Below are 13,102 nucleotides of genomic sequence, written 5' to 3'. Positions count from 1 at the left end.
TCAGCTCTTCACGATGAGGGAACGAGGATCTAGTTTGGCGACGAGGACATCCACCATCAAGGTCACCAGAAGCGACACTGCAGCTATCACCGCTACGGCAGATTGCAGCATCGGATAGTCACGCTGAAGGATGGAATCAATCGTCAGTGCGCCGACACCGGGCCACGCGAAGACGGTCTCAGTAATCAGTGTTCCGCCTAATAGGGACGCCAGAATCAATCCAGCTGATGTGATGACGGACGTCAGAACATTCGGCAGCACATGGCGCAGGTAGAGCACAGCCGGTGAGAGCCGCATGGATTGCGCTGTCCGAATGTACTCCTCATTGAGCACGCGTCCCGTTTCCGTAGCCACAAGCCGGCTGAGCGTGGCCGTGATGCCGGTCGTCAGTGTAATAACAGGCAAGATGAATGCTTCGAAACCGCTACCACCAGCGGGCGGCAACCACTTCAGCGTGATCGCAAACACTGTGATGAGACCCACGGCGAGCAGGAAGTCCGGAACAGCGACGATAAACCCTGTGACGCCGTGGAAGACCGATGAGCCCCTGCCGGGTCGGCCGTTGGCCCTGACAGCAACAAAAACACCCAGAGGCAGCGCCAGGACTACGGACAGGATGAAGGCTGTCAGGCCCAGTTGTACTGTGTTGGGCAGGCGTTCGGCAATTACCTGGAGGGGGTCCGCGCGCAACGTTATGGACTCGCCGAAGTTCAGCGTGGGGAGCTGGCCAAGAAACGTCAGATATTGGTTCCAGAGCGGAGCATCGAGTCCGAGCTCCGCTCTCCGGGCTGCGATCATCTCCGGCGAAGCGTCCAGGCCAAGGGAGGCCGTCACCGCGTCCCCGCTCAATGACCGGGCCATGAGAAACACCAGCGTGACGATCATCCACAGAGATACAACGAATGATGCCAGGCGCCGTCCGATGAAGGGCACCCAAGGACTAATGCCATTGCTGGCCCCTCGTCCCGGTTCTCGAACCGCGACTTCAGTAGTTGTTGAAGTCATCAACTTCCTGCCAATCGATGTAGATATTTTTATGCGGAAGTTATGAGTAGAGTTCCGCGGTACTGCCGGGTTGAAAGAGACTCCGTCGCCACAATCTTTGGGAATATCCAGGGTGAGTTGGAGCCAGATGAAGCGAAATCTTCCCACTTCAGGTAGTGACGTACAGCACTAAGAAGGATAGTATCACTGTTGAAGTTGCTTCAAAAGAGTTGAAAAGCGTGTAATTCCGTTCAAGACCACGCATCGGATCCCACCTCTTGGATCCGAGTAGCACCCACCGGAGAACCCAAATGAAAAACACTAAGAAACACTTGGCGACCACGGCCTTGGCCGCGACCATGGCCCTCGCTGTTGCCGGCTGTGGAGGCGGTTCCAGCGCTCCTTCGTCTACTGCCAGCGATTCGCTGACACTGCTGGTCCCAAACACCTTCACCAGCCTTGACCCCGCCTTCGTAAATGACTCCTCGACGAAGGTGATCGTCGACCTGATGTACGACCGCCTGGTCGCCGTAGATAACAAGAGCGGCAAGATCCAACCGCAGCTGGCCAGTTCCTGGGAGATCACGCCAACCTCAGCCCGGTTTGATATCGCCAAGGACGCCAAGTGCGCAGACGGCAGCAGCTTCACTGCGCAGACAGCCCTGAAGAACTTTGAGCGCATGAAAGACCCGGCGAAGCCCTCACCCAAGTCCAATTCCGCGTTCTCCGGGACCGCCTACGAAGCAAGCGCTGAGGGCAACTCCGTCAAGCTGACCTTTGCGAAGCCGATCCCGTTCCCGGAACGTCGGGTTTCGGACTACATAACCATGGTCTGTGATGCAGGCTTGGCCGACCCCGCAGCTTTGGAAAAGAGCTCCTTCGGCACCGGACCATACGTCCTGGAATCAGCCACGGCGGCCGACACCTACCAGCTTCGTCTCCGCGACGATGCCAGCGCATATACCTGGGGGGTGAACGGCGCCAAGATCACTGACAAAATGCCCAAGAAGATCACCGTACGGTTGCTCAAGGACAATGACACCGCCATCAACCTGATCAACAGCGGCCGCGCGGATGCTCTCCTGACATCCGAAAGCGCCGCAAAAAGGGTCTCCGACGTGAAATCCACCGTCGTCGCCGAAACCGGCAACACCTATCTCCTCTATAACCACCGGCCAAGCTCTCAAGCGGAATCCACGGATGTCCGCATAGCCGTGTCCCAACTCATCGACCGAAATGGGTACCTCCAGACCAGTGCCAACGGCGTCGGGAAACCGTCGACATCCCTCACCGCCGCAGGCGGGCAATGCTCCGCGGCTGACGTCGCGAAGCTTGCCGAAGGCGGGGCCGAGGCAGCGACGAAAACTCTCGAGAAGGCCGGTTGGACGAAAACCGATGGAAAATGGATGAAAGACGGCAAACCGTTGACCTTCCGTCTTCTCAACGCCGGCGAGCCGCCGGCCGGAGCGCAATACCTTTCCACCGTCCTTTCCGAATTCGGCATCGACGCAAAGCTGGATACGCGATCCGGAGCAGAAGCCGTAGCCGCTCTGCGGTCCGGAGAGGAGTGGGAGGGCGTTCTCATGTCAACGGGATCGAGCACTCCACCGCTGACTCTGCTTCAGGGGCTCATCCCTCCGAAGGGTTCAAACTTCGGTGCCATCAAGAACCAAAAATTCGATGATGCTGTGACCAAGGCCATCACCACCGGAACGGGCGGGGATTGTTCCTTGTGGAATGCCGCCGAGCAGGCCTTGCTTGACCAAGCTGATCTGAACCCGCTGACGACCTCATCTCTGGTTTTCGTTTCCCCAACCTGGAACCTGGGCGATTCAACCGTCGCCGCCAGCCTCATCGCCACTTCGCTCGAATCCCGCTAGACGGACGGGAGGACGGTGCCTGGCACCGTCCTCCCGTCATCCGGTCATCCCGTCATCCCGAAAGGCCCATCACAGAATGCATTCCCGCCACACCCAATGCCTGGGCCGGACAGATCTCACAGTCCGGACCGAAACCCAGGACGCCCTGCCCGTCACCCTCGCCGTGGACCTTTTCGAGGTCTCAAGCGCCACAGAAATTCTCGGAGACGCCTCTGTTTTCTCGTACGTGGCCAATTCCAGTGAAACCCAAGCGTCCGAGCGCCCGGTGCTCTTCGTTTTCAATGGAGGGCCGGGATCTTCGTCCATGTGGCTTCACCTGAGTGGACTGGCGGCCTTCACCGCGCCCGTAGGAGATCCTGCAGACATTGCTGCCCCACTTAACCCTCGGGTGCAGGCTACGGAAAACTCCGTCTTGGATGTGGCGGACATTGTCTTCATTGATCCTCTCGGCGCAGGCTACGGGCGCCGCGCCGAAGATACAGACCTTAAGGAAACTGCCGGCACTTCAGCCGATTCCAAATCGTTCGCAGCGATAATCCGGGCCTGGCTCCTGGCCTCAAAGCGACTCGGATGCCCTGTGCACCTTCTGGGCGAGAGCTATGGGACGTTGCGCGCCGCTGTTCTTGCTGACTTGCTGCGATCCGAGGAATCAATCATGGTCGAAGGCGTCGGTCTGCTCGGCCAGGCATTGAATGTCATGGACACCGCCCAGCGGCCCGGCAACCCGCTCGGATACATTGCCAACATGGAACTCCTGGCAGCCGCCGGCTGGCACCACGGCCTCGTCGACGCGCCCACTGTAGAGGACGCCGTATCAGCCGCTGCTGAACTCGGACGAGGTCAGTACGCACACACGCTACTGAACTGGCATCAGACCACGGACCAACAGCGAGAAGAACTTGCCAGCAAACTGGAAGTAGTGACAGGGCTTGCTGCGGCAGAGTGGCTCAGGCGGAAGCTCCGCATCACCAAGGAACTGTTCCGTGATGAACTCCTTCGTTCCAAGGGGCTGCGCCTAGGAAAGTATGACGCCCGCTATGCAACGGCCAGCTGGGACGCGGACCGGGGTGACCTGCCTCTTGACCCGGACACAGAAACCTTCGCACCGATCTTCCAGGCATGCCTGGAACAAGTACTTACAGAGATCGTTGGAGTCGAAACAGACCGCGAATATCTCAGGCACGACGAGGGTCTCGCAGGAAAATGGGACTGGTCCTTGGAACCCCTGGATGCCACAGGCGGGCCCTTCGCACGCTTTGACCACGTGGGCTCCCTCATCAAATGGATGCACCGCGGGAACACGTCCCGCCTGCTGATCGGCACCGGCTTGTACGACACGCTCACCACCATCGGTGCTGCCGACATTCTGCTCGCGACCGCCAACCTTCCCATCGGCCGGGTCCTTCGCCGCACCTACCCCGGAGGTCACATGATGTACACAGACCCTGAAAGCGCCCGGCTGCTTTCACAAGACGTCAAGTCACTGGTCCGAGGACGGGTGCAACACAACATTGACGGTGACGGCATCGACGCCGTGCCACCCGTCGACGCCGAGCCCTGGTCCGTCGACACTCTGCACTGAAGGGAATAACAAGTGGCCTACAGAATAAAAGATTCCAAAGTCCTCGGGACACGTTCGGATGCCGACGCACCAAGCGGTCCCGTCGACACCACAATCGAGCAATGGACTGTAAGCGGCCCCTCGGGCGCTACGACTGATGTCACCACCACCAGCTATACCCGCCCTGATACCGGGATTGGGCGGCGTCCTGTCATTATGGCGTTCAATGGCGGTCCGGGATCCTCGTCCGGATTCCTGGGTTCGGGGCTGCTGGCTCCATGGCGCATCGACCTTCCTGAAGCGACCAAGCCACCGGTGCACGGACCCTTTAGGCTCGTAGACAACAACGAAAGCCTCCTCGCCGAAGCTGATGTGGTCCTCATCGATCCTCCAGGCACGGGGATGAACCGGGTGGAAGACTCCGCCGTGGCCGACTTCCTAGGCATCAACCAGGACGCCGACACTGCGCTAGTGGTCATCCGGGCCTGGTTGCAGCGGCACGCACGGGACGGCGCACCGACGTATCTTCTCGGCGAAAGTTTTGGGGCAGTCCGGCTCGCCTCCATTCTTTCCCGCGCGCTGGGCGGGCCAACCAAGGTGGGTGAGATGCATGGAATGTCCTTTGCCGGCGCGATCATTCTCGGTGGATCATTTGACATGAGCGCAGTCTTCTTTGGCGAGAACCAGTTCCTTTACGCCTTCACCGCCCACGCGGCCACGGCTTGGCACCACAAGAAGGCCGGGCAGGATACGACACTGTCCCGCCATGTGGAGGCAGCAGACGAATTCGCGGTCAACGAGATGCCATCCCTGCTGTACAAAGGCCAGCGTTTGAGCCCAGGCGAGAAGCAAACTGCGGCTGCAAAGATGTCTAAGCTCATCGGACTCAGCCCGGAGATCATTCTTGATAAGAATTTCCGGATCGATTCGGGTTTCTACGCATCCACACTGTTATCAACCAACGGTCACACCGTGGGTGCGTACGACTCTCGGTTTGTAGCACCGGCCTATCAACGAGCACCTCTTGCACCTCCTGCGGATCCGGTTGCAGATGACAGCGCCATGGGGCAGTACTCCCCTGCATTTGCATGGGCCTCACGGGAACTGCTTCGGCGTGCCGGCGTGGACGATTTGTCAGATTATCGCCTCATCGACTTCGCGACCGTCAACGGCCGCTTCGATTGGGGTCACGGTGCGGGCAAGATGTACCCGGTGAGCACCATTGCCCCGCTGCGCCGTGCAATGGAAATCGACTCAACCTTCCGTCTTTTCGTCGCTGCCGGCCTCTATGACCTCGTCACTCCCATTGGCTCTGCTTCCTATGCCATTGCTCAGATCTCCGACGACTCGAAGCGGGCGATACTGCGTTCATACGAGTCGGGACACATGCCCTATATCGGGGATGATGCGCGCGAGGAATTGGCCCGGGATCTGCGCGAGTTCCTGGAAGGGTGAGGAGCCGTTGATGGCGTCATCAACCGCGGACCAGTTCACCTCGCTCGACTTCGCCTACTTCGATCACGCCTCTATCGGCACCGTGCCGACTCCCGTACGGACAGCAGTCGACGACGTACTGCGGCATCTTGCCCTCGGAACCCGCGGGTTCCGCGCCGCCGAGGAAATTGGAGCCCAAGCCGCTGATTTGATCGCCGCTGAATGGTCGGTCAAAGCGCACCAGATCGATCTGATGGCCAGTGCCGGAGAAGCGCTCAACGCCGCGGCTCGTGCGCTAAGTTTGCCAGCAGGATCCCGCGTCCTTGTAGAGGACGAGGATTTCCCGCAGAGCGTCCTACCCTTCGAATCGATCCCCCACATCGAGGTGGTGAGAATTCCGCAGACAAAGCCGGGATGCGACCGCACAGAAGACTTCATAAGTGCTCTGGACCCGGCTATAAGTGTTGTCAGCCTGACTCACGTGCATGCAAACACTGGAGCCACGATCGATCTGGACCGCTTGGGTTCTGCCTGCGCCGAGAACGGATCCTACCTGGTGGTCGATGGCTCCCAAGCTGCTGGAGCAATCGAAGTCGACGCCTCCCGCGCTGACATCTACGTCGCCACCGGCTATAAGTGGTTGCTGGCCGGCTTCGGAATTGCGGCTGTGTCCCGTTCGGAACGCTTTGACGACAATTCCGCCGGCCGGCTCCGGGGATATGCAAACCTAGACGCAGGACTGCGGACAGGCCACCGGAACCTGGCCGGGGCTGCGGCCCTTGAAGCCGCCAGTAAAGTCCGGATGGCGATCGGCTTCAGGGAGACTTACTCCCAGCTTCAGTCAATGGTGCATCAGCTGGGCACCGAGCTTCGGTTGATCGGGCTGACCAACCTGACCGAAGGCGCGGGGATCATCAGTGTCGGCGCCGCAAACGCGGAGGCAATCGTCACTGTCCTTGCTGAGGGGAATGTCGTAGTCGCCGAACGAGCGGGCCGCGTCCGCATATCACCGTCGTTCAACACGACCAGTCTTCAGGCAGACCAACTCATCGATGCCATCTCCGGGATCGCATCGAAAACAGGCATTTTGAAAGGATCATTCGCATGACCCAGGAGTTTTCCCTCTTCGCCGCCACTGAAAAGATCGGGTGGATGACAGTCACGGCCGAAGACCGTGGAAGTGACAAGGACTTCACAGTGCGCTGGCACGTCGACGACAACGGACGCGGGGCCCGACTGGAGGAGCAGGTCAGCGTCGACGCTGCGTGGATACCTCGGCGCTGGACTATCCATGGCACCTCCCTGATGGGAGGAAGCGTCAACGAATCCCTCCAGACCACCGCTGGACGGGCAATATGGACCAGTCAGGCTGACAATGGGGACATCCCGTGGGACGGGCACACTGCCTATGTTCCCTCGGATGGAACTGGGTGGTCCTGGATTTTGCTTGCCCAGGCAACCGTCCACAACGGCGGCCACCTGCCGCTTTTGCCTTCTGGACAGGCAACCACGACGATCGTGGACACCCTGAAGGAAGACGGCGTCCGCATCATCGAGCTCAGCGGGGTCACCTTGAACCCCAAATACATACTCCAGCATGATGATGGGTCCCTTGACGGGCTGATGGACGAGCACATGCTGCTGGTCTCGCCACGGCTCGAAGACGCAGCACAGCGGCTTAGCGAAATCCGAGAGCGGCTGGCACTGGAAAGACTAACCAAAATCAGCGACCGGGCCCGGCTAACTGACGCCCCGGTGGTGCGCCTGGCAAACGTGCGGATACTCGACGTCGAAGCAGGGACACTGCTTCCGAGCACGCACATCCTGATCAGCCACGGCAAGATTTCCTCGATCGGCGCCAGCACCGACTCCCCAGAGGCCGTGGAAATTGATTGCCAAGGAAAGACCTTGATGCCGGGTCTGCACGATATGCACTCACATGTTTTCGGGCCCGACGCCCTACTCAACATCGCTGCCGGTGTCACGAACGTCCGTGACATGGGAAACCACCCCCAGCGGCTCGCTGACCTGACCGCCGCCATAAAATCAGGAGAGCTGCTCGGACCTGCCATTACACCAGCCGGACTGATCGAGGGCAGGAGCCCCTATTCAGCGAAGATCGGACGCATCGTTTCCAGCCAAGACGAAGCCATCGAAGCTGTTCACTGGTACGCGGATCATGGGTACATCATGATCAAGCTCTATAACTCGATGCATCCCGAGTGGGTCGCGGAGACAGCACAAGCCGCGCATTCCCTGGGGATGCGGGTTCTCGGCCATGTACCGGCATTCTCAACCGCGGAGCAGTCAGTACTTGATGGCTACGACGAAATAACCCACTTGAACCAGCTGGCCCTTGGCTGGCTGCTCGAACCGGGCGAAGACAGCAGAACCCCACTTCGTCTCACTGCTCTGAAACGAGCATCGGAGCTGGAGCTCGATGATCCGCGAATATGTCGTACCCTCGAGCTGTTCAAGTCCCGAAGCATCGGCGTTGACACCACCGCCTTCATCATCGAACGTCTCATGATGAGCCGCTCCCGGGAGACCATCGAAGCAGATGCCCCGTTCCTTGACCATATGCCCCTCGCATACCAGCGTGATCGGCGCCGCACCTATGTACCCGCCTCCGGCCCTGAAGAGCTGGAGACATATCGGAAAGCGTTCTTGAGGCTCTTGGAAATCATGGGCTTGATGCATCGCGAAGGCATAAAGCTGTGGCCCGGAACGGACGACGGAACAGGTTTTCCCCTGCACCGGGAACTCGAACTATACGTGCAAGCAGGAATGTCGCCACAGGAAGTCCTCCGCCGGGCCACCGCGGACTGCGCCGACCATCTCGGGCACGGTCTAACCCGAGGCCGCATCAAGGAAGGCTACGACGCGGATGTCATCCTGGTCGACGGAGATCCACTCCAGGACATCTCGGCCGTGCGCCAGGTTGCCTTGGTCGCGGTCTCAGGGGCGCTGTTTGCTCCCGAGCGGATTTACCAGGACATGGGCATAAAGCCCTTCGCAACGGCTCCGCGGATCCCTGACCACGTCCGCAGCTAAGTTCCCGGCGGAGCGGCGAAGCACAGAGAACGTGTCACGCCGCTCCAAGCCGGTAGCGTGCGCAGGTTCTTCTCGCAGACCCGCTGAAGCTACGGCAGCGCCCCATCTGCCACCCGTCGCAGCAGCGACTCAAGGCGCAGCGGCATGACTTCCAGCAAGGCTATGGATGTGTTGGTCCTCAGCACGCCGGCAGTCTCCAATATGAGGTTTGTGATCCGGTGAAGATCAGCGGTGTCCTTAGCTACAACCTTTAGAAGAACGTCTGCATTGCCTGTGGTGGAGTGTATTTCGATGATCTCCGGAATGTCAGCAAGGGCAGACAACGCTTCCCCACCTGCGCCTTGGCGAATGGAAAGCTCAACAAATGCCATGAGATCCAAGCCTAATGCGCGGGCGTTAAGGCGGCGACTGAAAGCCCCCAGGGCTTCGGCTTCCAACCGCCGGATCCTGCTGTGAATGGTGTTTCTGGCTACCCCAAGACGCTGTGACAGGGACAGTATGGTCGCTGACGGGTCCTGATCCAACGCCAGGATGATCTGCGCGTCCAAAGGGTCGAGTGCATGCATATTGAGCATTTTGACATGGATTTTATGGTTATCAGAGCATTTGTCTCAATCTTTTTGGATTCTATTGCCATTAATAAAAGCGCGTGGCCACTATGGGTGCTGGCAGCCTCAATCAGTTGGCCCCGACCGGACCTCCGGGGTCCGAGGACCCCCTTTCAAACAAAAGGAAAATCAGTGTCATCCACAGCCCCACGCATCTCAGGACAGACCGCTGGACCATCGCTGCGTGCGACTGTTGAAGGGCTGCCCGACTATGTGGCCGGTCGGCGGGCCACCGATGCCAAGGTCGCCGCTCTGGCCTCGAATGAGAGTCACGAAGTCCCGCTGCCTTCAGTGGAGAGGGTGGTGCGTGAGAGCATCAGCCGGATCAACCGGTACCCCGACATGGCAGCATCCGCACTGCGGGAGCGTTTGGCGCTGTTCCTCAAAGTCTCCCCGGAAGAAGTTGCTGTTGGACCAGGCAGTGTCGGTGTGCTCCAACAAATCATGGCCGCCACGTGTGGTCCCGGAGATGAAGTCGTCTTTGCATGGCGTTCTTTCGAGGCATACCCCATCCTGGTGACTCTGACCGGGGCCACTCCTGTTCCAGTGCCCTTGGACCAGGACGAGAACCATGACCTCGACGGGATGCTGGCAGCCATCAATGACCGAACACGGGTCGTCATCATCTGCACGCCCAATAATCCGACCGGCACAACTGTGGGCCAAAGCCAGCTCGAACGCTTCGTCGCGGCAGTGCCCTCGCACGTGCTCGTCGTGATTGATGAGGCATACGTGGAATACGTCGGACCTCACGGAATCGACAGCCTGGGGATATTCCGCACTCACGCAAACGTGTGCGTTCTCAGGACTTTCTCCAAGGCCTACGGTTTGGCCGGATTGCGTGTGGGTTATGCTGCCGCGCACAAAACCCTGGCCCAAGGTCTTCGTCGTGTCGCTTTGCCTTTTGGCGTTAGCACCCTTGCCCAAACCGCCGCGATTGCCTCCCTCAATGCGACCCGGGAAATACAAGAACGAGCCGCCGCCGTCATTGAAGAACGCTCCCGAGTAATCCAGCACCTCCGGTCAGTGGGTTGGCACCTACCCGACAGCCAGGCCAACTTCATCTGGCTCCGCGCGGATGAAGAACTGAAGAAGCAACTGTTGGACGCTTTCGACCGTGCCGACATCCTTGTTCGCGGCTACGTCGAAGATGGGGTGCGCGTTACCCTCGCCGACGCTACAACTAATGACCGTGTCCTCGAAGTGCTGGGAGACCGGGCCACCTTCGACAAACGATGACCAAACCAATCTTCCTTTCAAAGACTTAGGGACCACCATGACATACCTCGAATCCCCGACACTCATCCCGCAGACAACCGTCTCTTCCACAGTGGCAGCAATCGTCGCTTCACGGGCCGGTCACGTCTTCGGGCTAATGGGCAACGGAAACGCCCATCTGGTCAGCCACCTCACCGAAGCAGGCATAGGTTTCACGAGCGCACGCCACGAGACCGCCACTGTCGCCATGGCAGACGCCTACTACAGGGCCACCGGTATTGCCGCTGCAGCAACAACGACCTATGGGGCTGGATTCGCCAATGCATATACAGCCCTCACTGAAGCCCGGCTCGCAAGGATTCCACTCGTTCTGATTGTCGGGGACGCGCCCACCACCGGGCGACGAGTCTTTGATATTGACCAAACCGCTGCCTCTGCGGCCGCTGGTGTCACAACCCTGACGGTCTCCGACACCAACGCAGCAGCAATGACGCACCATGCGTTTGATCTGGCACTGCGCAACTTCCAGCCCGTTGTCCTCGCGATTCCCTACGACCTGGCAAATAGCGGGCTGGCCGTCAACGCCGCTGCACCCATCGAATTGCCAATAAAGCCTCGCTGGAGTCCCTCCCCCGATGAGCTCGACCGCGCGGCGGCGACTTTGTCTACAGCGAAAAGACCTCTCATCCTGGCAGGCCGGGGGGTCCTGCTGGACGACGCCGCGCAAGCGCTCACCGATCTGGGAGACCGGCTCGGGGCTCTGTTCATGACTTCTGTGATGGCCACTAACGTCATTGACTCCCCTTGGAATCTGGGCATTGCTGGCGGCTTCACACGAACCCACCGCCTGGCAGTGGCCCAGGAAGCCGATGTCGTGCTGGTCGCCGGTGCTTCGCTCAACTCATTCCAAACACGCTACGGGACTCTGTTCGGTGCCAATACACAAGTAATCAGGCTCGACAACGAACCCGAGACAACACACCCACAGGTATCCGAATACCTACGAACCGAGCTACGCCAGGGGCTGGAGGAACTAACCCAACGCATACCCCAACCCCGCGCAGAAGAGACATGGCGCTCCTCAGCGCAGTTAGTTACCACCAATGGATTCCGGGATGCAGCACCTGTCGAGGATCCACTGGAGTTCGGTCCTGACGGACGCCTGAATCCGCGGGCCGTGGTGGCCGCACTTGAAAATATCCTTCCTGCCGACCGCTCCATCGTCATGGACGGTGGCCACTTCATGGGGTGGGCCCCGATGTACCTGTCAGCCCAAGACCCCCACGCAATGATCCTGGTGGGCACCGCATTCCAGTCGATTGGCCTGGGATTTGGCTCGGCCTCCGGTGTTTCGGTCGCGAAACCGGACCGACTGACAGTCTTTGTCACAGGGGATGGCGGCGGACTCATGGGCCTGGCTGACATGGAGACTTTCCTCCGGGTAACAAAACGAGGAGTGATCATCGTTTTGAACGACTCGGCATACGGTGCCGAATTACACCAGTACGCGTCCAAAGGGCTCGACGCCACTGCGATGCTGATCGATGAAGTAGATTTCTCAGCACTCGGCCGGGCGATGGGTGCACACGGAACCAAAGCGCACTCACTTGCAGACCTGAAGGTTCTCGTTGACTGGCTAGCCCGGGATGAAGACGGTGTATTCGTGCTTGACGCGGCAATTTCTCAAAAAGTAATCATTGAGTACATGAGTGCCGCTCTCTCGGCCACGTCCTAGCGAGGAAACCAGCCAGGTCTTTGCACCTTTGTCAGTACGTAAAAACCTCGCAGGACGACATATGGTGCATTATCGGCGTTTGGCCTAGTTCGCTTGAGGTTTCAACCGGCTGGGCACGCTTCCGCCCTTTCGAAGCCGTGGGTATTTATGCGATTGCGCAACAACTTGTTGCGCACCCTACTCAGGAGATCATTCGCCGCGAACGTCCTCTGATGCTGACCCTCGAATCCTTGCGCCACCATCTGATGGGCTAACCGTCCAGACTGGATCCCGGGACAAGGAGCCACGGTTCCTTGTACGAACGGCTCTCTTTGTTGCCCGATCGTCCAGAGCGCGTCTGGACGATCGGGCGTAGAAAGCAGTTGACCATTGAGAGCTTGGAAGTAATGTCCGATACCCAAATGGGCCGCAGCCTGTGGCCCATTTGGCCCGTACCTGACCTCAGCCAACTGTGCCGCCAAAACGGATTGCATCTGTTGCTGTTTTCCTGCCTGCATTCCTGTCCGCAGGCCGCGCTACCGACAGCCACCCGTACCCATTGCCATCACTCAGATTCTCTCGGAGCCGCTGCCCCCACCGGCGGCTCCGCCCCACTTCCTTCACACCTCTGGCATCCAAGGGCCATCAG

The 13,102-nt window shown here is 59.4% G+C and carries 9 protein-coding genes; 7 read left to right on the top strand and 2 right to left on the bottom strand.

Annotated features, from left to right (window positions below):
- A complete protein-coding gene (locus CQ020_RS05950; RefSeq protein ID WP_105690980.1) occupies nucleotides 1–1,005 on the bottom strand; it encodes an ABC transporter permease in 1,005 nt (334 codons plus the stop codon).
- Nucleotides 1,006–1,295: 290 nt separating this feature from the next.
- Between CQ020_RS05950 and CQ020_RS05945 the strand changes: the two genes are divergently transcribed.
- From CQ020_RS05945 to CQ020_RS05930, 5 genes are all read left to right on the top strand, one after another.
- Nucleotides 1,296–2,864, top strand: coding sequence for an ABC transporter substrate-binding protein (locus tag CQ020_RS05945; protein WP_105690979.1), 1,569 nt, complete (start codon nucleotides 1,296–1,298; stop codon nucleotides 2,862–2,864).
- Between the two features lie 76 nt (nucleotides 2,865–2,940).
- Nucleotides 2,941–4,446, top strand: coding sequence for a hypothetical protein (locus CQ020_RS05940; protein ID WP_105690978.1), 1,506 nt, complete (start codon nucleotides 2,941–2,943; stop codon nucleotides 4,444–4,446).
- Between the two features lie 12 nt (nucleotides 4,447–4,458).
- Nucleotides 4,459–5,880 (top strand): peptidase S10, encoded by a 1,422-nt coding sequence (locus tag CQ020_RS23995; RefSeq protein WP_146116631.1) that lies wholly within the window; start codon nucleotides 4,459–4,461, stop codon nucleotides 5,878–5,880.
- A 10-nt stretch (nucleotides 5,881–5,890) separates the two neighbouring features.
- A complete protein-coding gene (locus tag CQ020_RS05935; RefSeq protein ID WP_181151773.1) occupies nucleotides 5,891–6,967 on the top strand; it encodes an aminotransferase class V-fold PLP-dependent enzyme in 1,077 nt (358 codons plus the stop codon).
- Entirely contained in the window at nucleotides 6,964–8,913 is a 1,950-nt protein-coding gene (locus CQ020_RS05930) for an amidohydrolase family protein (RefSeq protein ID WP_105690976.1), read from the top strand. Before CQ020_RS05935 ends, CQ020_RS05930 begins: the two co-directional genes overlap by 4 nt.
- A gap of 89 nt (nucleotides 8,914–9,002) precedes the next feature.
- Here the strand turns inward: CQ020_RS05930 and CQ020_RS05925 are convergent, their stop codons facing one another.
- Nucleotides 9,003–9,488, bottom strand: a complete 486-nt coding sequence (locus CQ020_RS05925) for an Lrp/AsnC family transcriptional regulator (RefSeq protein WP_105690975.1) — start codon at nucleotides 9,486–9,488, stop codon at nucleotides 9,003–9,005.
- Between the two features lie 165 nt (nucleotides 9,489–9,653).
- Between CQ020_RS05925 and hisC the strand changes: the two genes are divergently transcribed.
- Both hisC and CQ020_RS05915 read left to right on the top strand, forming a co-directional pair.
- Nucleotides 9,654–10,760 (top strand): histidinol-phosphate transaminase, encoded by a 1,107-nt coding sequence (gene hisC, locus CQ020_RS05920; RefSeq protein WP_258141725.1) that lies wholly within the window; start codon nucleotides 9,654–9,656, stop codon nucleotides 10,758–10,760.
- A gap of 37 nt (nucleotides 10,761–10,797) precedes the next feature.
- On the top strand, nucleotides 10,798–12,474 hold the full coding sequence (locus CQ020_RS05915; RefSeq protein WP_105690974.1) for a thiamine pyrophosphate-binding protein: 1,677 nt from the start codon (nucleotides 10,798–10,800) through the stop codon (nucleotides 12,472–12,474).
- Nucleotides 12,475–13,102: the final 628 nt, after the last annotated feature.

The organism is Arthrobacter sp. MYb23 (assembly GCF_002979775.1).
In the GTDB taxonomy this organism is placed as follows: Bacteria; Actinomycetota; Actinomycetes; order Actinomycetales; family Micrococcaceae; genus Arthrobacter.
Note: the sequence above shows the minus strand (reverse complement) of the source record. Positions and strands in the feature narration are given on the sequence as shown.